This is a genomic window from Ruegeria sp. CJ3 (assembly GCF_056536725.1).
Window position 1 is genome coordinate 122,566 of record NZ_JBQFQE010000008.1, and the last position, 20,971, is coordinate 143,536.

At 61.9% G+C, this 20,971-nt stretch carries 21 protein-coding genes; 9 read left to right on the forward strand and 12 right to left on the reverse strand.

Annotated elements, in window-relative coordinates:
* Positions 1–95: 95 nt before the first annotated feature.
* Positions 96–545: a CopD family protein gene (locus ACR0J1_RS15100; RefSeq protein WP_480533756.1), complete on the reverse strand. Its 450-nt coding sequence runs from the start codon at positions 543–545 to the stop codon at positions 96–98.
* A 405-nt stretch (positions 546–950) separates the two neighbouring features.
* Between ACR0J1_RS15100 and ACR0J1_RS15105 the strand changes: the two genes are divergently transcribed.
* The 4 genes from ACR0J1_RS15105 to dnaQ are packed head-to-tail and all read left to right on the forward strand — an operon-like array spanning position 951 to position 3,685.
* Positions 951–1,550 (forward strand): Maf family protein, encoded by a 600-nt coding sequence (locus tag ACR0J1_RS15105; RefSeq protein ID WP_480733793.1) that lies wholly within the window; start codon positions 951–953, stop codon positions 1,548–1,550.
* Positions 1,547–2,380 carry a shikimate dehydrogenase gene (locus ACR0J1_RS15110; protein WP_480733794.1) on the forward strand — a complete coding sequence of 278 codons (834 nt, stop codon included), beginning with the start codon at positions 1,547–1,549 and terminating at the stop codon, positions 2,378–2,380. The genes ACR0J1_RS15105 and ACR0J1_RS15110 overlap by 4 nt, the downstream gene beginning before the upstream one ends.
* On the forward strand, positions 2,377–2,970 hold the full coding sequence (coaE, locus tag ACR0J1_RS15115; RefSeq protein ID WP_480733795.1) for a dephospho-CoA kinase: 594 nt from the start codon (positions 2,377–2,379) through the stop codon (positions 2,968–2,970). Before ACR0J1_RS15110 ends, coaE begins: the two co-directional genes overlap by 4 nt.
* Positions 2,963–3,685, forward strand: a complete 723-nt coding sequence (gene dnaQ, locus ACR0J1_RS15120; RefSeq protein ID WP_480733796.1) for a DNA polymerase III subunit epsilon — start codon at positions 2,963–2,965, stop codon at positions 3,683–3,685. The genes coaE and dnaQ overlap by 8 nt, the downstream gene beginning before the upstream one ends.
* A 27-nt stretch (positions 3,686–3,712) precedes the next feature.
* Here the strand turns inward: dnaQ and secB are convergent, their stop codons facing one another.
* Positions 3,713–4,213: a protein-export chaperone SecB gene (gene secB / locus ACR0J1_RS15125; protein WP_480733797.1), complete on the reverse strand. Its 501-nt coding sequence runs from the start codon at positions 4,211–4,213 to the stop codon at positions 3,713–3,715.
* Positions 4,214–4,267: 54 nt separating this feature from the next.
* Positions 4,268–4,768 carry an FxsA family protein gene (locus tag ACR0J1_RS15130; protein ID WP_480733798.1) on the reverse strand — a complete coding sequence of 167 codons (501 nt, stop codon included), beginning with the start codon at positions 4,766–4,768 and terminating at the stop codon, positions 4,268–4,270.
* A gap of 108 nt (positions 4,769–4,876) precedes the next feature.
* Here ACR0J1_RS15130 and ACR0J1_RS15135 point away from each other — a divergent pair, with 108 nt between their 5' ends.
* The 3 genes from ACR0J1_RS15135 to ACR0J1_RS15145 are packed head-to-tail and all read left to right on the forward strand — an operon-like array spanning position 4,877 to position 7,151.
* Complete coding sequence (locus ACR0J1_RS15135) at positions 4,877–5,533, forward strand: Tim44/TimA family putative adaptor protein (RefSeq protein WP_480733799.1); 657 nt, start codon at positions 4,877–4,879, stop codon at positions 5,531–5,533.
* On the forward strand, positions 5,530–6,564 hold the full coding sequence (gene mltA, locus ACR0J1_RS15140; protein WP_480733800.1) for a murein transglycosylase A: 1,035 nt from the start codon (positions 5,530–5,532) through the stop codon (positions 6,562–6,564). The genes ACR0J1_RS15135 and mltA overlap by 4 nt, the downstream gene beginning before the upstream one ends.
* Positions 6,564–7,151, forward strand: coding sequence for a Smr/MutS family protein (locus ACR0J1_RS15145; protein WP_480733801.1), 588 nt, complete (start codon positions 6,564–6,566; stop codon positions 7,149–7,151). The genes mltA and ACR0J1_RS15145 overlap by 1 nt, the downstream gene beginning before the upstream one ends.
* A 4-nt stretch (positions 7,152–7,155) precedes the next feature.
* Here the strand turns inward: ACR0J1_RS15145 and ACR0J1_RS15150 are convergent, their stop codons facing one another.
* Both ACR0J1_RS15150 and hslU read right to left on the reverse strand, forming a co-directional pair.
* Positions 7,156–8,253 (reverse strand): alpha/beta hydrolase, encoded by a 1,098-nt coding sequence (locus tag ACR0J1_RS15150; RefSeq protein ID WP_480733802.1) that lies wholly within the window; start codon positions 8,251–8,253, stop codon positions 7,156–7,158.
* Between the two features lie 87 nt (positions 8,254–8,340).
* The gene (gene hslU, locus ACR0J1_RS15155; RefSeq protein ID WP_480733803.1) at positions 8,341–9,648 is read right to left on the reverse strand and encodes an ATP-dependent protease ATPase subunit HslU; all 1,308 of its coding nucleotides are present in this window, start codon (positions 9,646–9,648) and stop codon (positions 8,341–8,343) included.
* Between the two features lie 172 nt (positions 9,649–9,820).
* Between hslU and ACR0J1_RS15160 the strand changes: the two genes are divergently transcribed.
* Positions 9,821–11,062, forward strand: a complete 1,242-nt coding sequence (locus ACR0J1_RS15160) for an MFS transporter (protein WP_480733804.1) — start codon at positions 9,821–9,823, stop codon at positions 11,060–11,062.
* On the opposite strand, the gene hslV is transcribed toward ACR0J1_RS15160, so the two are convergent.
* Positions 11,054–11,611 carry an ATP-dependent protease subunit HslV gene (gene hslV, locus ACR0J1_RS15165; protein ID WP_480533779.1) on the reverse strand — a complete coding sequence of 186 codons (558 nt, stop codon included), beginning with the start codon at positions 11,609–11,611 and terminating at the stop codon, positions 11,054–11,056. The genes ACR0J1_RS15160 and hslV overlap by 9 nt on opposite strands.
* Positions 11,612–11,807: 196 nt before the next feature.
* Between hslV and ACR0J1_RS15170 the strand changes: the two genes are divergently transcribed.
* Positions 11,808–12,002 carry a DUF1127 domain-containing protein gene (locus tag ACR0J1_RS15170; protein ID WP_480733805.1) on the forward strand — a complete coding sequence of 65 codons (195 nt, stop codon included), beginning with the start codon at positions 11,808–11,810 and terminating at the stop codon, positions 12,000–12,002.
* Between the two features lie 129 nt (positions 12,003–12,131).
* Here the strand turns inward: ACR0J1_RS15170 and trxA are convergent, their stop codons facing one another.
* The 6 genes from trxA to tsaE are packed head-to-tail and all read right to left on the reverse strand — an operon-like array spanning position 12,132 to position 20,943.
* Positions 12,132–12,452, reverse strand: coding sequence for a thioredoxin (trxA, locus tag ACR0J1_RS15175; RefSeq protein ID WP_170410773.1), 321 nt, complete (start codon positions 12,450–12,452; stop codon positions 12,132–12,134).
* 60 nt (positions 12,453–12,512) lie between these two features.
* Positions 12,513–15,872 (reverse strand): double-strand break repair helicase AddA, encoded by a 3,360-nt coding sequence (gene addA / locus ACR0J1_RS15180; protein ID WP_480733806.1) that lies wholly within the window; start codon positions 15,870–15,872, stop codon positions 12,513–12,515.
* Complete coding sequence (gene addB, locus ACR0J1_RS15185) at positions 15,869–18,796, reverse strand: double-strand break repair protein AddB (protein WP_480733807.1); 2,928 nt, start codon at positions 18,794–18,796, stop codon at positions 15,869–15,871. Before addB ends, addA begins: the two co-directional genes overlap by 4 nt.
* Positions 18,789–19,475, reverse strand: coding sequence for a nucleotidyltransferase family protein (locus ACR0J1_RS15190; RefSeq protein ID WP_480733808.1), 687 nt, complete (start codon positions 19,473–19,475; stop codon positions 18,789–18,791). The genes addB and ACR0J1_RS15190 overlap by 8 nt, the downstream gene beginning before the upstream one ends.
* Positions 19,472–20,476, reverse strand: coding sequence for an aminoglycoside phosphotransferase family protein (locus ACR0J1_RS15195; RefSeq protein ID WP_480733809.1), 1,005 nt, complete (start codon positions 20,474–20,476; stop codon positions 19,472–19,474). The genes ACR0J1_RS15190 and ACR0J1_RS15195 overlap by 4 nt, the downstream gene beginning before the upstream one ends.
* Positions 20,473–20,943, reverse strand: a complete 471-nt coding sequence (gene tsaE / locus ACR0J1_RS15200; RefSeq protein WP_480733810.1) for a tRNA (adenosine(37)-N6)-threonylcarbamoyltransferase complex ATPase subunit type 1 TsaE — start codon at positions 20,941–20,943, stop codon at positions 20,473–20,475. The genes ACR0J1_RS15195 and tsaE overlap by 4 nt, the downstream gene beginning before the upstream one ends.
* Positions 20,944–20,971 lie beyond the last annotated feature (28 nt).

Here is a 20,971-nt window from a genome sequence, read left to right on the forward strand (position 1 = left end):
GGCATGGATTGGAATTTCAGCACGGAAGATACGCCGCCCGGACGGGCGTGTTAGCTGATAAGTAGGCGTTTACTTAGTCAGAGTCAAACCTACGCTCAGAACTTCACAACGACCGCCAGAACGATGGCAATCATCAAAAGGGTCGGAACCTCGTTCATCATGCGGTACTGCCGCCCAGTGAGCTTATTTCGGCCCTCTGCGAAGTCTTTTCGTCGGGCCATCAGCCAATGATGGAACCATGTCATACCAATCACTGCTGCACCCTTGATCCAGGGCCAGCTCCAGTCCCAGCCGACAATGCCGGGGGTGAACACCATGATCAGACCACAGACCCAAGACACGATCATCGCAGGCCGCATGATCACACGCAGCAGCTTTTCTTCCATTTCAAAGAAAATCGGTTCCGCCCCGTCGACGGCTTGTGCCTTTTCGACGTGATAGACGAATAATCTGGGTAAATAGAACAGACCCGCCATCCAAGAGATCACGGCCATGATGTGCAGGGACTTCACCCACGGGTATATCGTGAAAAGAAGATCGGTCATCAGGGGCTCCGGGCATTGCTCGGGACCCTCCCTAATAAAAAAATAAGAAAAGAAAAAGGATGATGGTTTTGTAGGGAGATCAAAATCAGTGGATTACTTTTTTATCCATGCCTTCTCCCCAAGTGGATAGATTTTTCTAAACTGGAAGAAATACTGTTGAGAACAAGAATAATATAGAAATTTCAAATGCTTAGTGTAAAAAGTCCGGGCGAGATCTGGGGATAACTCTTGCACCAGGCGGGGATATCCCGGTTATTCCATCTGTTCCAGTTATCCTTACCCCGACGGGATGGATTTCGAACGACTCGGGGAAGATCGGGGTCGAAATCCCGGGCTTGCGTGTCAACCGGAAAACCATACAAACCGTTCAGGACAGCTCAACGATTTACACAGGGGGTTTTCCACATGACTGTCCCCATTCTTCTGGCCTCGGGTTCGTCCATCCGGGCGCAGTTGCTGCGCAATGCGGGGGTTCCCTTCGACGTGCAGACGGCGCGCGTGGATGAAGAGACCGCCAAGCGGGCGTTGCTGGCCGAAGGCGCTGCGCCGCGCGATATCGCGGATACGCTGGCCGAAATGAAGGCGCGCAAGGTCAGTGACAAGAACCCCGGTGCAATGGTTCTGGGTTGTGATCAGGTGCTGGATTTCGACGGGCGCTTGTTGTCGAAGCCAATCAGCCCCGAAGATGCGCTGGCGCAGCTGAAGGCGATGCGGGGCAAGCGGCATATGCTGTTGTCGGCGGCGGTGATTTACCGCGACGGGGAACCCCTTTGGCGGCATGTCGGTCAGGTGCGTCTGCGGATGCGCGCCAGTTCGGATGCGTATCTGAAGGCTTATGTGGCGCGCAACTGGGACAGCATTCGCCATGCGGTTGGTGCGTATAAGCTGGAAGAAGAAGGTGTGCGCCTGTTTGCCACCATTGACGGCGACTATTTTAACGTCTTGGGTATGCCTCTGCTGGAGCTGCTCAATTTTCTGGCCGTGAAAGGGGTGATCGACCAATGACGGACCATTCTATTCCGCTGGCCGGGGTGATCGGCCATCCGGTAGCGCATTCCCGGTCGCCGAAACTGCACGGGCATTGGCTGAAAACCTACGGGCTGGCCGGGCATTATGTTCCGATGGATGTGGCCCCGGCTGATCTTGAGCAGGTTCTTCGGACATTGCCCAAGGCGGGGTTTGTCGGGGCCAATGTGACGGTTCCGCATAAAGAGGCCGCGCTGCGTCTGGCCGATCACGCCTCGGATCGCGCCTCGGTCATCGGGGCGGCGAATACGCTGACTTTCCGGCAGGATGGCTCGATCCATGCCGACAACACCGACGGGTACGGGTTCATCGAAAACCTGCGCAGCGGCGCGCCGGACTGGGTTCCTGGCGATGGCCCGGCGGTGGTGTTCGGCGCAGGGGGTGCCGCGCGCGCGGTTCTGCAGGCCTTGGCCGAGGCGGGTGTGCCCGAAATTCTGCTGACGAACCGCACACGTACGCGGGCGGATCATCTGAAAGAAGAATTCGGCCAGCGGATCACCGTGGTCGACTGGGTACAGGCCGGAAACGTGATCGAAAACGCCGAACTGGTGGTTAATACAACCTCGCTGGGGATGCAGGGCCAGCCCGAACTGCGGGTGCCTCTGGACGGGCTGCAGCCCGGCGCGGTGGTCACCGATCTGGTCTATGCCCCGCTGAAAACCCGCCTGCTGCAAACGGCGGAGCAGGCCGGATGCACCACGGTTGATGGTCTGGGTATGTTGCTGCATCAGGCCGCGCCCGGATTTGAACGCTGGTTCGGTGTTCGGCCTCAGGTGGATGACGATCTCCGCGCGGCTGTGCTGGCATGAGTTTCGCTCTGGGTCTGACCGGTTCGATCGGGATGGGCAAAAGCACCACGGCGCAGCTGTTTGCGGACGAAGGCTGCGCGGTGTGGGATGCGGACGCGGCGGTGCATCGGCTGTATTCGGCGGGGGGCGCAGCGGTTGCGCCGATGCGGGCTGATTTGCCCGACGCCGTTGTCGAAGGAGCGGTCAGCCGCGACGCGCTGAAACGGATCATCGCCCAGGACCCGACCGCGCTGAAACGGATCGAGGCGATTGTGCATCCGTTGGTCGCGGCTGACCGGGCCGCCTTTCGGGATGCTGCTAATGCAGACATTCTGGTCTTTGACATCCCATTGCTGTTTGAGACCGGTGGAGAGGCCGCAATGGATGCAGTCGCCTGCGTTTCGATCCCTGCCGAGGAACAAAAGCGCCGGGTAATGGAGCGCGGCACGATGACCGAGGCGCAGTTCGACCAGATCCGCGCCAAGCAGATGCCGAATGACGAAAAATGCGTGCGGTCGGATTTCGTCATCGTCACGGACACTCTGGACCATGCCCGCACGCAGGTGCAGGATGTGGTCAGGCAGATACGGGCGGGGATGGCAGATGCGTGAGATCGTACTGGATACCGAAACCACGGGCTTTGATCCCGAAAGCGGCGACCGGATTGTTGAAATCGGTGCGGTCGAGCTGTGGAACCACGTGGCGACTGGCGAGACTTATCACGTCTATATCAACCCCGAACGCGGCATGCCGGACGAGGCGTTCGGCGTGCACGGGATCGGCCCCGACCTGTTGGAGAACCCGCGCCCGCCGGAAAAGGGCGAAGTGACGCTGAAAGACAAGCCGGTCTTTGCCAAGGTCGGTCAGGGGTTTCGGGACTTTGTCGGCGACGCCAAGCTGGTGATTCACAACGCGTCGTTCGATATGAGGTTCCTGAATGCCGAGCTCAAGTGGATGCGCGCGTCACTGATCCCGATGGATCAGGCGATTGATACGCTGGCCATTGCGCGCAAGCGGTTTCCCGGCTCGCCCGCCTCGCTGGACGCTTTGTGCCGCCGGTTCGGGATCGACAATTCGAACCGGGTGCTGCACGGCGCTCTGCTCGACTCCGAGATACTGGCCGAGGTCTATCTGGAACTGATCGGCGGACGCCAGCCCGATTTCGGCCTGTCCAATTCGGGTTCAAATGCAGCAGGCGGTGCTGATGCATGGAGGCCATCCCCACGGCCAAGCGTTTTGCCGTCCCGGATCACCGAAGACGAACGTGCGGCCCATCAGGAATTTGTGGAAAAACTGGGCGAAAACGCCCTATGGACCCGCGCCTGATTCCGATCACGCGCGGGTCGTAAGCAATCAGGCTTCGGTCTTTTGCGCCTGTGCGGCCTGACGGCGCGCCAGTTCGTTGCGATAGAGCGCCACGAAATCGATGTTGTCCAGATTGACCGGCGGATAGCCCCCGTCGCGGGTGACGTCGCTGACGATGCGGCGCAGGAAGGGGAACAACATGCGCGGGCATTCGATCATCAGGAACGGGTGCAATTGATCCTCAGGTACGCCTTCCACGTGGAACAGGCCGCAATAGTCGATCTCGCACAGGAACAGAACGTCCTCCATGCCTTTGGCCTTGGATTTGAGGTTCAGCTTGATGGAAACCTCAAACTGATGATCGGCGGCGCGCTTTTTCGCGTCCAGATTGACCTGCACGGAAATCTCGGGCTGTACGTCGCCCGACACGCCCTTCTGCGCCATCACGTTTTCAAAGGACATATCGCGGATGAACTGCCCCAGCACGCGCATCTGGATCTGAGGTGTTTGCGGGGCGGCGGTGTTTTCCGCAGCGCTTTCTTCGGCCATGAAGCTACTCCAAGAATGAAATTCGCCACTGATTAGCAAGTTGGGCGGGGCACCTCAATGCCGGTGCGGCCCTTCGACCCATTTCGAGGGCTTATCCGGGTGCTGCCGCGGCCGCACCTCGGTGAATTCGCCGTCGATCACATCGTCCTGCGCAAACGGATCGGGGCCTGACCGGAACTGCGCGCCGGTGCCCATCTGAAACTGCGTAATCGTGGCTTTGGACTTCAGATAGCGGAACACCGCCACACGGATACCCGGAACAAGCAGCGCAAAACCAACGGCATCGGTGAAAAAGCCCGGTGTCAGCAGCAAAACGCCCGACAGCAGGATCATCGCCCCGTGCGCCAGCGGCTCGGTCGGGTCATCGAGCTGGGCAAAGGATCGCTGCAGATTGGCCAGCGCCATGCGACCTTGTGTCCGCACCAGAACCGTGCCCAGAACCGCCGTCAGCACTACGATGGCCAGGGTCGGCCACAGCCCGATCAGGCCGCCGACCTGAATGAACAGGGCGATTTCGATGATGGGGACCAACAAAAATGCCAAGAACAGATACATTTGCGTTATCCTTCAGGATGTGCCGGGCTGTGGACTTGGCCCGAACTGTCACCTACATAGTGGCATGAGGCCCCGTATACAAAGCCCCGGTTCTGAAAAGAGGACGAAATGAACTCACCCCTGATCCAGCTTCTTGTGCTGGCCGGCATTGCCATATTCCTGATCCTGCGCCTGAAAAGCGTGCTGGGCACGCGCGAAGGTTTCGAGAAGCCCCCGTTGCAGCAGCCCGACAGCAATACTGCGCGCCGCGATTTCGAGGTGATCGAGGGCGGCCCGGATCACGATATCACCGACCACGTGGCCGAAGACAGCGAACAGGCGCAGACGCTGGCCGCGATGAAGCGGATCGAGCCCGGGTTTTCCGTCAGCGAGTTCGTGCAGGGTGCGCGCGGGGCCTATGAGCTGATCGTGATGGGTTTTGAAAAGGGCAATCTGGACGAGATCCAGCCCTTCCTGTCGGAAGAGGTGTTCGACAGCTTCGTCTCGGTCGTCGCTGCGCGCGAGGATCAGGGCCTGACGGTCGAGGCCGAATTCATCGGCGTACGCGAGACCACGCTGTCCGATGCGCGGTTCGACAAGGACAGCAATCAGGCCGAGATCACAATGCGTTTCGTGGGCGAGCTGACCTCGGTCGTGCGCGATCGTGGTGGCGACATCATCGAAGGTAACCCCAACACCGTGAAACGCCAAAAGGACAGCTGGACCTTTGCCCGTGTGATGGGCTCGGATGATCCGAACTGGCTGCTTGTTGCCACGGACGCATGATTGCCGCGCTTCGGTCGCTTGTTCTGGTGGGCCTCATGACCACCTCGGCCAGCGCCGAGGCGACACGGTCGATCCTGTCATTCGATGACCTTGATGGCTGGGCCGCCGATGATCACGGGGCGGCCCTTTCGGTTTTCCTGAACACCTGCGGCGATCTGGATGACCCGGACTGGCAGGCGCTGTGCGGCGTGGCGCAGACCTATGAGCCCGAAGCCGCGCGCGCCTTCTTTGAATTGTTCTTTCGCCCCGTTCTGGTGGAAGACGGAGACGACGCCCTGTTCACCGGCTATTTCGAGCCCGAACTGGACGGCTCCAAAACGCCTACGGGCAAATACCGCTATCCGCTCTACCGAATGCCGCCCGAGGCGCGCGGCGTGGACCAATGGCTCAGCCGTCGCGATCTGCTGACCGGAGACGTGATGTCGGGCCGGGGGCTTGAGATCGCATGGGTCGATGACCCGGTCGAGCTGTTCTTTTTGCAAATTCAGGGCTCTGGCCGGATACGCCTGCCCGATGGCTCGGGGCTGCGGGTTGGCTATGGCGGGGCGAATGGGCACCCGTACCGATCAATTGGTGCGGAACTGGTGCGGCGCGGCGCGCTGGGGGCTCATCAGGTCAGCGCGCAAATGATCCGCGCCTGGGTGCGCAAGAACCCCGAGGCCGGGGCCGAGCTGCTGTTTCACAACCCCTCTTATGTGTTCTTCCGCGAGGTCACGCGCGTTGCGCCCGAGTTTGGTCCGTTGGGTGCGATGAACCGTTCGGTCACGACCATGCGCAGCATTGCCGCTGACCCGGCTTATACGCCGCTGGGCGCGCCGGTCTGGGTTGAAAAGGACGGCAAAAACCCCTTGCGGCGCTTGATGATCGCGCAGGATACCGGGTCGGCGATCAAGGGCGCGCAGCGGGCCGATATCTTCTTTGGCACCGGCGATGACGCCGGTCAGGCCGCAGGCCGTTTGAAAGACCCCGGTCGCATGGTGCTGCTGCTGCCGATCCAGCGGGCCTATGCTCTGCTGCCGGATGAGTTCTGATGACTCGGCGGAAACTGACCTCGGATGAGATCGAGCTGTGGCGCAAGGTCGCCAAACAGGCCGAACGATTGCACCCCGAACTGCCGCAGACCGTGCACCCGACCACCCTGCCCAAGCCGAAGCCGACCAAGACACCCAAGGCGCGGATTGATGCGTTTGACCTGGGCCAGATCGCGCCGTCGAAACCGGCACGGCACAGTCTGAAACCCTCGGTGACCGAGGGGCTGCGGGCCGCGCCAGTGCAGATGGACACCAAAGCCTTCGGTCGCATGAAGCGCGGCAAGCTGAAGCCCGAGGGCAAGCTGGACCTGCACGGAATGCGGATGGCGACCGCCCATCCGGCGTTGATCCGCTTTGTCCTGACCGCGCAGGCGCAGGGCAAACGGCTGGTGCTGGTGGTCACCGGCAAGGGCAAGGATCGTGATGAACCCGGCCCGATCCCGACGCCACGCGGTATGCTGCGCAATCAGGTGCCGCATTGGTTGTCGATCCCGCCGCTGGCGCAGGCGGTACTGCAGGTTACACCGGCCCATATCAGCCACGGGGGCGACGGGGCCTACTACGTCTATCTCAGGCGTGTGCGCTGAGCAGCTAGGGTGACGTCACCTGCGCCTGACCGGTTTCGGTCAGCACGATCTCGGTCGCGCCCGTGTCGCTGCGCAGGTTCTGCGGTACAATGACATCCAGCCCGCGCCGCTCGGGCCCAAAAGTGCGGCTGACCCGCCGGGCCGAGCTGATAAGCGCCAGCAATGCCGGAGAGGTTGCGGCCACGAAATGCGAGGACTCCGCGTCGCTGCTGAATGCGGTCGTATCTATGATGTTGATTTTATAGTCGGACAGCTGGTCAGACGAACTGATATTGCCCAGCCTCTCGCCATGTGCAGTGCCGCGCAGCCGGGCCGAGATGTTCAGTAGTTTGTCCTTTTGCGAGACCATCACCACAAACGGGTCCGGCGGGTTGCCGATACTGTCCATTTGTGACCGGAACAGATCCACATCCAGATCGGGTGAGATCAGGATGACGCCCTCGATATTGCGTTTGGCCCAACCGGGCTCGCGCAGCTCGGCCTGGCGCATCATCTCCATCGTCAGGGCACTGCCCATGGAATGCGCCACGAGGACCACGCGGCGCACGCCCATGGATTTCAGGTCACGTACCGTCTGTTCCAGCCCGTCGCGGGCAAACAGCATGCTGTCCAGATCATAGGCATAGCCATACCCCGTTGCGCGGCTGGGCCAGGAATAGACCATGGTTGCGCCGGGAATTCCGATATCATGGCTTAGCTGCGCCGCCCGGAACGCGGTTTCCGATTGCGTCGTGTTGTAGCCATGGACAAAGATCGACACCTCGTCGGCCCCGCGCAATCTGCCCCGCAGATCCTGCGCGCCCTGCAACTCATCAACGCCGGCCATGACGAACTGCGTTTCGGGATCAGGATTGGCATAAGAGAAATCCAGCGTCCCCGGCTTGTGATCCGGTGGGATCGACACGGTCATTTCCAGATATTGCAGACCATCGGCGCGCCGAAACCCGTATGAGCCGTCCGGCTCGCGCGCGCGGGTGGTGGTGGCATAGACCGTCTCGGGCGTGCCGACGTTCAGCGCTGCGGGCACCGTTTCGGATATCCTGCGATCAACGCAGGCGCTTAGTGTCGCCACGAGCAGAATCAGCAAGAGAACATGCGGCACGATCAGCCCCCGAAAGGTTACGGCAACAGGCTATCCTATTCTGCCCGCACGTCCAGCAAAGCGGTGGCGACAATCAGCCGCTTGTTGTTACAGAACGTAACGGCTGAGGTCGGTGGATTTGGTCAGCTCACCCAGATTGTCCTCGACAAACTGCGCGTTTACCGTGATCTCGACCCCGGCCTGATCGGGCGCAGTGAACGAGAGTTCTTCGAACACGCGCTCCATCACCGTATACAGCCGCCGCGCGCCGATGTTTTCGACGCTTTGGTTCACGTCCGCTGCAATCTTGGCCAGCGCGGCGATGCCGTCATCGGTAAAGCTGACGGTGACCTCTTCGGTGCCCATCAGGGCTGTGTATTGGCGGGTCAGGGCATTGTCGGTCTCGGTCAGGATACGCACGAAATCTTCTTCGGTGAGCGCCCGCAACTCGACCCGGATCGGCAGACGACCCTGCAATTCCGGCAGCAGGTCCGAGGGTTTGGCGATGTGAAACGCACCGGACGCGATAAACAGGATGTGGTCGGTTTTCACCGGGCCGTGTTTGGTAGAGACGGTGGTGCCTTCGATTAGCGGCAGCAGGTCGCGCTGCACCCCTTCCCGGCTGACATCGCCGCCGCGCGCCTCTGCGCGCGCGCAGACCTTGTCGATCTCATCCAGAAACACGATGCCGTTCTGTTCGACCGACTCCAAGGCGACGCGGTTGACGGTTTCATCATCCAGCAGCTTGTCGGCCTCTTCCCCGATCAGCGCGTCATAGCTGTCGGCGACGGTCATACGTTTCTTGACGGTGCGCCCGCCAAAGGCCTTACCGAAGATATCGCCCAGATTCATCATCCCCATCTGACCGCCGGGCTGGCCGGGAATGTCGAACATTGGCATCGGGTTCGACGTGTCCGAAAGCTCCAGTTCGATCTCGGTATCGTCCAACTCACCCGCTTTCAGCTTTTTGCGGAACATCTCGCGCGTGGCTTCGCGGGCGTCCTCTCCGGCGATGGCGGCAATCACACGATCCTCTGCGGCCTGATAGGCGCGCGCCTTCACATCCTCGCGCATGTATTCGCGGGTCTGGATGATCGCGGCATCCGCCAGATCACGCACGATCTGTTCCACGTCGCGCCCGACATAGCCGACCTCGGTGAACTTGGTGGCCTCGACCTTGATGAAAGGCGCGCGGGCCAGTTTGGCCAGACGGCGGCTGATCTCGGTCTTGCCGACGCCGGTGGGGCCGATCATCAGGATGTTCTTGGGATAAACCTCGTCCCGAATGTCATCTGCCAACTGCTTGCGCCGCCAGCGGTTGCGCAGCGCCACGGCGACGGCGCGCTTGGCATCCTTCTGCCCGATGATAAAGCGATCCAGTTCCGAGACAATCTCGCGCGGGGTCAGGTCGGTCACGGGGGCAGTCCTTTCGATCAGCGGTTTGGCTTAGGTAGTCACAGCAAGGGCGAAAACAACATCGGCGGCGTTGCTTAGCAATGCCCTTTCCGCTTTGCAAATGCTTTCCTTAGGTGTTCGGCGCGCCCTCTGTTACAGTGATTTCAACAGCTTGACAGTCCGGAGCGCCCCGATGACCAAAATTGCCAAGATCACCCTGCTGTTCGTGGTGTTTGTGGACCTGATCGGACAGGGGCTGGTCTTTCCCATCATCAACTCTTTGATCATGGAGACGAAATCGGGCTTCCTGCCGGAAAATACACCCATGGGACGGCGGCATTTCTACTACGGGCTGGTGATCGGATGCTTCTTCTTGTCGTGGTTTCTGGGGGTGGTCTATGTGTCCAAGGTCTCGGACTCCATCGGGCGCAAGAATGCCCTGCTGATCTGCCTGGGCGGAGCGTTGGCGGGCTATGCGCTGACCATCGCCGCGCTTTATATGAACAGCCTGCTGATGCTGATCATCGGGCGCTCGATCACCGGGTTCACTGCCGGGAACCAACCCATCGCGCAGGCGGCGATGATCGACGGCAGCACCGATGCGGCTGATCGGGACCGCAACATGGGCTATATCGTCACCGGCGTCAGCTTTGGTCTGGTCGGAGGGCCCATCATCGGCGCGGTCCTGTCCGACGCGGCCCTGCTGGGCAGCGCGGCGACACTGAAAACCCCGTTCTACGGGGCCTTTGTGCTGGTCGTGATCGCCATCTTCCTAGTGACCACATTCTTCAAGGACACACGGACCGAGCGCGCGCCCTTTGTCTTTCGCCCCCGCGACATCACCGACAGCCTGATTGCCGTGCGCGGGCATCCGATGGTGCTGAAGATCCTGCCGGTCTATGCGCTGTTCATGATCGCCAACGTCACCTTCTATGTCTTCGTCGACAATTTCCTGACCAGCGCCTGGGGCTATGGCGTGATCGGCGGCAGCATGGCCATGGTCGTGATCGGTTTCGCGCTGGCCTTCTCAAGCACCTTCTTGGTGAAACCCGCGCAGCAAAGGTTCAGCAAACACCAGATCATCTATTTCTCGCTGGTGGTCATGGTGATCTGCGGCTTTGGCTTTGCCTTCAGCCCCAGCGGCGTACTGAGCTATATCCCCGTCTTCTTCTTCTACTTCTTCTTCGGCGTATCCTACCCGACCTTGCTGGGCCTGTTCTCATCTTCGGTCAGTGAGACGGATCAGGGCTGGGTCATGGGCGTCACCACTGCGGTGTTCTGCCTTGCGGGCGGCATCATGTCTCTGATCGGCGGCGGGCTGATGAGCATCGACATCCGCTTGCCCTATTACATCGTGATTGCCACCGCGATCATGGGTCTGATCGGAATGCACCTGCGCTGGAAAGGGAAAGAGATTAAGGCGCTGCTAGCCTGATATGGTCTCAACCGTCAGATTGCCGTTGGTGTAGACGCAGATATCGGCGGCAATCGCCATGGCCTCGCGTGCAACCGTTTCGGCGGGCTTGTCGCTGTCCATCATCGCCCGCGCAGCAGCCAACGCAAAGTTGCCGCCCGATCCGATGGCGGCCACGTTATGTTCCGGCTCCAGCACATCCCCTGCCCCGGTGATCACCAGCAGGTCCTTGCCATCGGTGACGATCAGCATCGCCTCAAGCTTTTGCAGATACTTGTCTGTGCGCCAATCCTTGGCCAGCTCGACCGACGCGCGGGCCAGTTGACCGGGTGTCGCCTCAAGCTTGGCCTCTAGCCGTTCCAGCAGCGTGAAGGCATCCGCCGTGGATCCGGCGAACCCCGCGACCACCTCGAACCCGCCGGGCGACAGGCGTCGCACCTTGCGGGCGGTGCCCTTGATCACGGTCTGGCCCAGACTGACCTGCCCGTCCCCGGCAATGACGACCTGCCCGCCCTTTTTGACGCCGATGATGGTCGTGCCGTGCCATCCGGGAAAATCGCTGTCTGCCATGGAAGCCTCCGTAATCCGTGGCGACATATATGGGCCGGGCGCGCGGGCGGCGCAACCGTTCTTAAACTGCCCAAAAGATATGCACACAGCGCAAAGCGGGGCTGTCGAACCAGCATTTGTGGGACTCATGTGCCGGCGCTAAACGGGCGGGACAACCGACAACGGGTCGGCTGTTTCTGTTTGAAGGAACGCGCACATGGCTACGATCGCAAAAACCCACGCGCCGCTCGGAGCAGTCACCATCCTGCACGTAGTGGACGCAATCATCCATCGCTTTGAAGGCGTTGTCGAATGGCATCTTGCGCGGAAAACCCGCCAAGAGCTGGACCGCCTGACCGACGAGCAACTGGACGATATCGGCCTGAGCCGCAGCGACATCGACAACTTCTGATCGCCGCTGGCACAGCCCAATCAAGATGGCCGTCTGATCCTCAGGCGGCTTTTCTTTTTGGGTCAAGGCAAGAGCCCATGAAAAAAGGCGCCCCGGTTCGGGCGCCTTTGTTTTGTCTATGCGGTTGGATCAGATCGACTCGTCAATCCAGCTTTGCAGCGCCGCTTTGGGGGCCGCGCCCGCACGGTTCGACACGACCTGACCGTCCTTGAAGATGAACAGCGCCGGAATGCCGCGCACGCCCATGGCTGCGGCCGAGTTCGGGTTGCTGTCTACGTCTACCTTGGCGATCTTCACCTTGCCACCATACTCGTTGGCCAGTTCTTCCAGTGCGGGACCGATCTGTTTACAGGGTCCGCACCACTCGGCCCAGAAATCCACAACAACGGGAACGTCCGAGTTCTTGACCTCGGCATCAAAGGTATCGTCGGTAACGGCAACGGTCGACATATTCTGTCTCCTGAATGGGGAATGCTTGGGCACAGAACCTAGGTGCCGGACCGGAGGAGGTCAAGATATCGGGTGGGTGGTCAATGCATCTGTCACAAGATCGTGTGGCAGCCACATAAGCCGCGCCGTGCGGGTCCAAAGGATCGCGGTTCGGACCTGATGTTCGGGATAGATCTGCGCCAGCGCGTGGGCATAGGCCCCCATCTGCCGCAGCAGCCCGTCCGGGCAGGTTTCAGGCGTGTCGGGGACGCTGGCATTTGACTTGAAATCAATCACATGCACTTCGGTATCTGTGACGATCAGTCGGTCGATGACGCCGTGCATCCGGGTGCCGTTCAGATCGGCAGAGACGGGAACCTCTGCCAATGCCCCGGGCGCGAACACCTGTTGCAGGTGATCAGCGGTGAGCACCATTTCAGCCTCGGCGACGATCTCTTGCCGTTCTGCATCGGGCATATCGGGCAGTAACCGGGCGCTCAGCTGCGGCCATTGGTCCCCGTCGGCGGCGGGCAAATGTTCCAGCAGCAGATGCAGCCGCGTGCCGCGCAGTTTGGCGGCCTCTTCATCCTGCCCCGCATCCCCTGGCAGCGCCTTAGCCCCGCCCAGATCCGACGGGCTGATGGTGTCCACCGGTTCGGGTGGTTCCTTCGGCGCCTGCCGAAACATCTCAGGCAGATCCTGTCGTCGGGACGTGTCAGCATGGTGTTCGACCAAGGGTAGCGCGTCCCAATCGCCATGCGCCAGCCGTTGTGTCTGTGTTCCGGGCAATTGCGTCGCTCCGGCGCGGCCCATCGCGGCCTCGACCATCTGGTACCAACTGGTTCCATCCTTGCCCACATCGCCCGCCGCAGCCACGATCAACCACTTTTCGGCCCGTGTTAGAGCCACATATAGTAACCTCAACCGCTCATTTTCTTCCCGCTTACGCGCCTCGTCCCGCGCCGCGGTGACCAGTGCGGGCGACGCATCGGCGGGCACCTTCCACAGCGGCATTTCTCCGGCCATCATGATCTCGGCATCGCGCGGAGGTTGTCGTTTGCCCGTATCCGGCAGGATCACAATCGGCGCTTCTAAGCCCTTAGAGCCATGCACGGTCATCACCCGGATCATGTTGCCGACACCGCTCATCTGTCGCTTGATTTCCAGATCGTCGGTTTGCATCCAGACCAGAAACCCGGTCAGGCTGGGGATATCGGTGCGCTCATAGGCCAGCGCCTGCGACAGCAGCGCGTTGATCCCATCCTCGGCCTCCGCCCCCAACCGCCCCAGCAGTTTGCGCCGTCCGCCATGTCTCGTCAGGATGCGTTCGATCAGGTCGTAAGGGCGGAGAAAGTCGGTCTGACCCCGCAGGTCATTGAGGATTTCAAGCGTCTTGGGGAAGTCTTCAGCGCGCTTGCGCAACGCGGCCCACAAAAAAGCCTCGTCGCGTCGATGCGCCAGATCGAACAGTTGTTGTTCTGACCACCCGAACAGAGGCGATTTCAGCACTGTGGCCAGCGACAGGCTGTCTTCGGGCGTGGCCAGAAAATTCAGCAACGCAGCGAGGTCCTTGACTGCAAGTTCAGCACCTACCTTCAGGCGGTCAGCGCCCGCGATGGGCAGACGCAGCGCCTTGCAGGCGCGAATGATCTCGGCAAACAGGTCCGAGCGGCGCTGGACAAGGATCAGAAAATCTCCCGGCTGCACCTTGCGGCACACAAAGTCGCCCGGCGTGTCCCCATCTTCCGGGATGGTTTCACCATTGTCGATCATATCTTTGATTGAGTTTGCGACCTTCTCGGCCAGCAGGACGGTGTGATGTCGCGCGCCAGGCCGATCGACGGGGTCGGTCCAGTCGCTGTCTTCATCCTCTTCGACCTTCTCGACCACGGGCCATAGATCAACGCGCCCCGGTAGATCGGCTTTAAACGCGCGGTGTAGCGCGTCCTTGTGAAACCCGGCCTCGGCGCGGTTCTCGAACAGAATATCGACCAATCCAAGGATCGCGCTGGATGATCGGAACGAATATTCCAACGTCGAATCCCACAGTTTAGAGCTTGATTCCTGCAATTTCCGCCCAAACTCGGCCTGCATCCGGTCAAAGGCCTGCGGGTCAGCGCCCTGGAAGGAATAGATCGACTGTTTCTTGTCGCCGACCACAAAGATTGTGCGCTCAACCCCGGACCGGGCCCCCTCCCCGCTGGTGAATTCCTGCGCCAGTTTCTCGATCACGTCCCATTGGTCCGGGCTGGTATCCTGCGCCTCGTCCACCAGAATATGGTCGATGCCCCCGTCGAGCCGGTACAGAACCCATTCCGCCACCGCCGGGTCGTTCAGAACTTGCCGCGCGCGCAGGATCAGATCGTCGAAGTCGAGCCAGCCACGCAGTTGTTTCCGCCGCTCATATTCTGGCAGAAAAGCAGCAGCAAAGCGATGTAATACAAGGGTTTTCCGGGCCGCCACTAGTGCGAGCCGCTGTTCCCGTGCCGCCTCGACCCGCAGCATCAACGCGTCAAGCTGGGGCATCCGGTCGGCCAGCGTACCCTCGCGCAGGGCTTTGGTGGGAAAACTGTTGATCTTGGCGGTGAAGGGCTCCTTCGCAGATTTCCCGGTCAGCAGAACGCTTTCCAACAGCGGTAAATTCCCGAGCGTTGGTTGGGTGAAACCCGCCAGCTTGGCCGCGGCTTTGGCATTGTTGCCGCCGCTCTCGGTCAGTGCGGGCAGCGTGGATCGGATCAGGTCAACCTCTCCGTTCATGTAAACGCGACCCAGCAGGGTTTCTTCGTCGAAATCTGATGGCAGATCAAAGCGTTGCAGCAGGTCGGGCCAAGCAAGCGGATGCGCGAAATGGCTGCGTTTCTGCGCGATGGCGGCGGTCAGCTTGTCAAAGCCGGTGTCGGTGACGAAGCGGGCCACATCCTCGATCAGTGCAGCCTGCGGGCCTTCGGCAAAATCCTCCACAATCTCTTCACGCAGCAAGGCGGCAGCGCGGTCTTCCATCTCAGCAAATTGAGGGCTGACCCCGGCCTCCAGCGGAAACCGCCGTAGCAGCGCGGCGCAGAACGAGTGGATCGTCTGGATTTTCAGCCCGCCGGGCGTCTCGATCGCGCGGGCGAACAGAGTGCGGGCCTGCGCCAGCCGGTCGCCGCTAATGATGCCCTCGACACCCAGATCGGTGAGTTGCGCCAACAGAGGCGCGTCGCCCAGCATCGCCCATTCGCCCAGCCGTTTGAACAACCGGTTCTGCATCTCGCTGGCGGCGGCTTTGGTGTAGGTCAGGCACAGGATATGTTGCGGCTGCACCCCGTCCAGCAGCAGCCGCGCCACGCGGTCGGTCAGAACCCGCGTCTTTCCCGAACCCGCATTTGCCGCAAGCCAGGTCGAGGCATCCGGGCGCGCGGCCTGCACCTGACGTTCGGTGGCATCATTGCGCGCGCTCATCTCAGGTCCTCTGGCTTGGTTTCGGCGGACCGGTCCCATTCACCGAACCGGGCGAGATGATCGTAGTCGCCGATATCGGTATCCTTGTGCAGCATCCGGCGCGAGGAAAAGCCCTGATCAGGCTCTAAATAGGCAGAAATGAGCTGTTTAAGGTCGGCCATAACCTTGTCAGCCGGTTCTTTCGCCAGCGGCGCGTCGACCTCTTTATAGGTGCCGCCCATACCGATGAAGACGGCCTGTGCCACGGGTAGCGGATCGAACCCCTCGATCCCGCCTTGTTCGGCAATCGCGGATTCGATCAGCAGTTGTTTGTCGAACTTGGCCTGTTGGCTCTCGGTTGGGGGGACGCCGGTCTTGTAGTCGATGATCCGCATCGCGCCGCGGCTGTTCAGATCGATCCGGTCGGCACGCCCTGCGATGGTGAAATCCAAAGGCTTCAGCGCCAGTTTCATGCCGACCTCAAAGGCGACAGGCCCACCGTCACCGCGACGCTGGATTTCGGCGGATAGAAAACTGTCGGTGATCCGATCCAGCCGCGCCAGCCACAGTTTTTGCGCCGTGGGCCACGCGACATGCTCGCTCAGCAGGGCTTCGGCACGTTTCAGGAAATTCTCGCGGGTCAGCAGGGCCGGGTCCAGCAGGCTGTCGCGCACGAATTGCTCCAGGACCTCGTGGATCACGATCCCGCGCAGCAGGGCGTCGGGCGCGCGGACCAGCGGGTTCAGCGGTTTCAGGCGCAAAACGTGGCGGGCGTAGATGGCATAAGGGTCGCGGATCAGGCGCTTGATTTCGGTGACCGACAGACGCCGGGGTCGGGCAGCAACCGGGGGCCGGGGTGAAGGGCGATGCGCGGCGTTGATCCGGGGGGCTTGTTCCAGTGCTTCGGCCCAGCCCAGCCATTGCCGACCCCGCGCGCGCATCGCGGCCAGAGCATCCGCGCCACCCTTTTCGGGCAGGCCCTGCAGCAAGTTGGTCATCCGGTTCAGCCAGCGCGACGGTACGGTTTCTGCATCGTCCGAGCGGGTGGCGCGAGACAAAACCACCTCAGGCGCGCCGACCGCCTGCTGGAAATCATGGGCGGACAGGCCGATGCGGCGTTCGGGCAGCAACAACCCGGCGGCGTTGCGCATCTGTCGGTTTAGCCATGGGTCGGGTGTGGGGGCCTCGGGCCAGCTGCCCTCGTTCAGCCCGCCGAGGATTAGCAGATCGGCCCCCTGAACCCGCGCTTCGAGCGTGCCCCAGATCATCAGATGCGGATGCGGGGCGTCGCGGTCGCGCACTTCCTCTCCGGCCAGCAGCGCGCCCAGAAGGTCGGCGAAATCATGAGCGCTCATTGCGCCGCCGTGCTGCGCTTCGGCTTCCAGCGTGGTCATGACCGCCAACGCTTTTTGACCAGCGTTCTTGTCCCAAAGCGTGCCGGGCGCGCCGGTTGGCCCGGCTGAAATGGCTTCGGCCAGCCCGCGCAGCCGTGCCACCCAATCGGCCAGCGGGCGCTCGGTCGGGCTGTATTGATTGCAGAACGATTGAATCACCCAGCGAGTCCACTCGTCGGGTGCATCAGCGCGGATCGCAAAGGTGGTCAGGCTGGCGCTGTCGGGGAAGGGCGGGCCGTGGCGGCGCAGGTCAAGTTCTAGGTCGCGGGTGTGCAGCAGGTGCGCACCACGATCCGCACCGTCATGGCAGAGTGGGTGTTTGAGCAGGGTCAGCAGCGCCTCACCGTCCAGACGGCGGGCAAACAGGCCCGCCACATGGCGCAGGAACCGGCCCGGTGGCGACAGTTGCAGCGGCAGGCCTGCGCTGTCATCGGGCAGGATGTTCCAGCGGTCCAGCGCGGCGCTGACCTGCCGGGTCAGCATCCGGTCGGGCGTGATCAAAGCGGCGGTCTGGCCGGTCTCGGCCGCCTGACGCAGACGCAGCGCAATCGCCAAAGCCTCGGATCGGGGTGAGGTGGCCTCGATCAGTGTCACGTCCTGCGTTGCGCCCTGCAGATCGGTCAGGGACGGCCCCTCGGCCATCCACGCGTCGGTGACCGGGGCAGGGCGCAAGGCAAGTGAAATCAATCTGTTGCGCGCGGGTGAGGGCGGCGGCACCTTGGCCCAGGGCTGAACCTGGTCGGGCGTCAGATCAAGATCGCGCATCAGTTTACGAAAGCGGTATTGCGGGTGATCTTCCGAGGTTAGCGCGTCATCGAGGCTGTTCCAGACCTGCGCAGGCTGATCGAAATCATAGCCCGGCAACACCAGCGCGCCCTGCGGTAGGCCCGCGATGGCTTGCATCAGCATCATCGTCGTTCCGCGTGATCCAGTGGACCCGGCAAGGATGATCGGGTGCTGCGGCGGGGTTTCGTGCCAACGCCCGATGAGACCTTCGACCACGCGCCGTTGCCGCGCCTGCGGGTCCAGCGCGTCAGGTCCGGTCTGCATGAAATGATCGGCGATCCCGATAAAGGCCTGCGCCCGGGCCCAGTGGCCGGACATATCGCTGACATCCAGCGTCCGGATCGTATCGGGAGAGATACCTTCACCCTGCATCTCATCGATCAGCGCCGCCAGACTGTCGGACAGATCAAACAGCGACGACCGCGCGGCCAGATCGGGTTGCTGATCCAGCAGTTTTGCGATCAGCTGCGTCAGCTCCAGCCGTCGCCGCAGTGGCGGAATTGCGGGCGGTACCTGCGCCAGATCAGCACCGTCGCCCAGATCGGTGACCAGAGACAACCGTGGCAGCAAACAGGGCGGCCCCTGATCAAACAGCTCGCGCACGCGCCGGGCCATGCGGCGGGTGTTGACCACCAGTTGAACCCGCGCCAGCGCCTCGGGCGGGTGCGACGCAAACCGGTTGCGCAGCCCATCGACCAGAACGCGCGGAAAATCCGCTCCGGGCGGGACGGTAAAGACCCGGGGCAGGGTGCCGGGCTCAAACATCAGCAAGCAGACCCTCAGCCAGCGCGATCCCTTCGGGGCGGCCTACGTCACACCAGCGACCGGGGTAGGACAGCGCGAACAGTCGGCGATTCTGCAGCATCCGGTCCCACAGAAGGTTCAGCGAGAACGCATCCTCGGCAATATCGCGCAAACCATCGGTCTTCAGGATCTGCGCGCCGCCATAGATCAGGTCTTTGCCACGGGTGATCCGCCCGGTTGTGTCCCGCGTGAAATCTCCGGTACCCGTGTGGCCAATCGTCTGGCCGGTGGGAATGCACATCAGCAGCGCGTCCATACGGGTTGGGTCCCAATGGTCCTGCAGCAGTTGCAACGGGTTAGGTCCGGCCCAGATCGCGTCGCTGTTCAGTGTGAAAACCGGACCCGGCCCCAGCGTCGGCAGCGCTGCGCGCAGCCCGCCGCCGGTTTCCAGAATCTGCGGGGCCTCATGCGATAGCAGCACGCCTTTCGGAGTCAGATGGCGGGCCATCTGATCGGCGTGATAATGCGTGTTGGCGACGATCCGCATCGGCTGCAGCGGCGCGAACAGATCCAGCGCGTGGTCGATCAGGGGCCGCCCGGCCACCTCGATCAGCGGTTTGGGCCGGTCCTTGGTCAGCGCACCCATGCGGGTGCCAAAACCGGCGGCAAACAACATCGCGGCTTGAGGTGTTCCGGTCATTGCGGCCTCAGCATTGCGAGGTTTTCGGGGCTGGGCGCGGGCAGGGCCTTGTGCAGAAGATCGGCCACCGGAACAAGCGCGGGGTGTTCCAGATCGCGCATCAGATGGGCCCAGGCGGCGGGGATCAGATCGACGTAATGCGGCTTGCCGTAATCCGTGGCCAGCCGCGCGAACCCACCCAAGATCCGCAGGTTGCGCTGGGCACCCAGCACCGCATAGGCGGTGCGGAAATCATGGCCGTCAACGCCGGTCGCCGAGATATAACGGTCGATCATCCGCATCTCGATGCCTGCGGGCACGGTGCGGCGCACGTCCTGCAGCAGCGACATCAAATCATAGGCGGGATGGCCCAGCATCGCGCTTTGAAAATCCAGCAGGCCGACGCGGGCCAACCCGTCGCGCTCGGGCAGCCAGATCAGGTTTTCGGCGTGATAGTCGCGCTGCACCACAACGCGGGTGCCGCCGGTTTCGCGGTGCAGGATGTCGGCAAACCGCAGCTCGAACCGGGCGCGGGCTTCGGCGTCATGGGTTCCCAGCACGCCCTGGGCGTATTTGGTGAAGGACAGTGCCGCGAACTCGGTCATCATGGCCGGGTCGTAACTGTCCAGCGACAGGGTCGGGGCCGCGTGCAGATGCACCAGAACATCCGTGGCCGCGCCATAGAGCTCCCGCTCGGCCTTTGGATCATCGCGCAGGACGCGGGCAAACAGCGCATCCCCCAGATCTTCAAGCAGCAGGAACCCGTATTCGGCATCTTCCGCATAGATCTTCGGTGTGCTCAGGCCAAGCGAGCGCAGATATTCGGCCATGCGGGCAAACGCCTGGATATCTTCACACTTGTCCGGTGGCGCATCCATCAGCACCGCTGTCCGGCCGGTCGCGGGATCGGTCAGACGCTCGTACCGGCGGTTCGAGGCATCGCCGGCCAGCGGCGCATGCTGCGCCCCGCGCCAGGGTGTCTGGGCAATCAGCGCCTCGGCCAGAACCGCCCGGTTTGTCATGAGGTCCCCTCCAGTCTGGTGGTCCATTTCGGGTCTGTCCAGCTGAGGTCCAGATGCCGCATGTCCGGGCCATCCGGGTCGGCGGCAAAGCGGATCAAAAGCGCCGCATCAGGTGTCAGCGCGCCCAGTTTTTCAGGCCATTCGATCAGGCAGATACTGGTGTCGAAGGCCTCGATCAACCCCAGTTCCTCAACCTCTTCGACCGAGGAGAGGCGATAGAGATCGGAATGCCAGATCTCGCCGATCTGGGTGTCATAGACCTGAACGAGGGTGAAGGTCGGCGAGGGGACATCCTCGGGCACCGACAGCACGGATTGCACCAGCGCGCGGGCGAAATGGGTCTTGCCGCTGCCGATAGCGCCGTCCAGCAAAATAGCGTCGCCGGGGCGCAGCGCGGCCCCCAGACGGGCGGCAAGGGCGGCGGTGTCCTGCGGTGAGCGGAGAGTAAGCTTGAGCGGCGCAGTCATGGCGCCACAATGAACCTGCGCCCCGGTG

Coding starts and splice junctions, on each gene's coding strand:
- ACR0J1_RS15105 (WP_480733793.1), top strand. CDS start 951: ATGACTGTCCCCATTCTTCTGGCCTCGGGTTCGTCCATCCGGGCGCAG.
- ACR0J1_RS15110 (WP_480733794.1), top strand. CDS start 1,547: ATGACGGACCATTCTATTCCGCTGGCCGGGGTGATCGGCCATCCGGTA.
- ACR0J1_RS15135 (WP_480733799.1), top strand. CDS start 4,877: ATGAACTCACCCCTGATCCAGCTTCTTGTGCTGGCCGGCATTGCCATA.
- hslV (WP_480533779.1), bottom strand. CDS start 11,611: ATGGCAGACAGCGATTTTCCCGGATGGCACGGCACGACCATCATCGGC.
- mltA (WP_480733800.1), top strand. CDS start 5,530: ATGATTGCCGCGCTTCGGTCGCTTGTTCTGGTGGGCCTCATGACCACC.
- dnaQ (WP_480733796.1), top strand. CDS start 2,963: ATGCGTGAGATCGTACTGGATACCGAAACCACGGGCTTTGATCCCGAA.
- addB (WP_480733807.1), bottom strand. CDS start 18,796: ATGTTTGAGCCCGGCACCCTGCCCCGGGTCTTTACCGTCCCGCCCGGA.
- ACR0J1_RS15190 (WP_480733808.1), bottom strand. CDS start 19,475: ATGACCGGAACACCTCAAGCCGCGATGTTGTTTGCCGCCGGTTTTGGC.
- coaE (WP_480733795.1), top strand. CDS start 2,377: ATGAGTTTCGCTCTGGGTCTGACCGGTTCGATCGGGATGGGCAAAAGC.
- trxA (WP_170410773.1), bottom strand. CDS start 12,452: ATGTCGACCGTTGCCGTTACCGACGATACCTTTGATGCCGAGGTCAAG.
- tsaE (WP_480733810.1), bottom strand. CDS start 20,943: ATGACTGCGCCGCTCAAGCTTACTCTCCGCTCACCGCAGGACACCGCC.
- ACR0J1_RS15170 (WP_480733805.1), top strand. CDS start 11,808: ATGGCTACGATCGCAAAAACCCACGCGCCGCTCGGAGCAGTCACCATC.
- secB (WP_480733797.1), bottom strand. CDS start 4,213: ATGGCCGAAGAAAGCGCTGCGGAAAACACCGCCGCCCCGCAAACACCT.
- addA (WP_480733806.1), bottom strand. CDS start 15,872: ATGAGCGCGCGCAATGATGCCACCGAACGTCAGGTGCAGGCCGCGCGC.
- ACR0J1_RS15160 (WP_480733804.1), top strand. CDS start 9,821: ATGACCAAAATTGCCAAGATCACCCTGCTGTTCGTGGTGTTTGTGGAC.
- ACR0J1_RS15130 (WP_480733798.1), bottom strand. CDS start 4,768: ATGTATCTGTTCTTGGCATTTTTGTTGGTCCCCATCATCGAAATCGCC.
- ACR0J1_RS15195 (WP_480733809.1), bottom strand. CDS start 20,476: ATGACAAACCGGGCGGTTCTGGCCGAGGCGCTGATTGCCCAGACACCC.
- ACR0J1_RS15100 (WP_480533756.1), bottom strand. CDS start 545: ATGACCGATCTTCTTTTCACGATATACCCGTGGGTGAAGTCCCTGCAC.
- ACR0J1_RS15145 (WP_480733801.1), top strand. CDS start 6,564: ATGACTCGGCGGAAACTGACCTCGGATGAGATCGAGCTGTGGCGCAAG.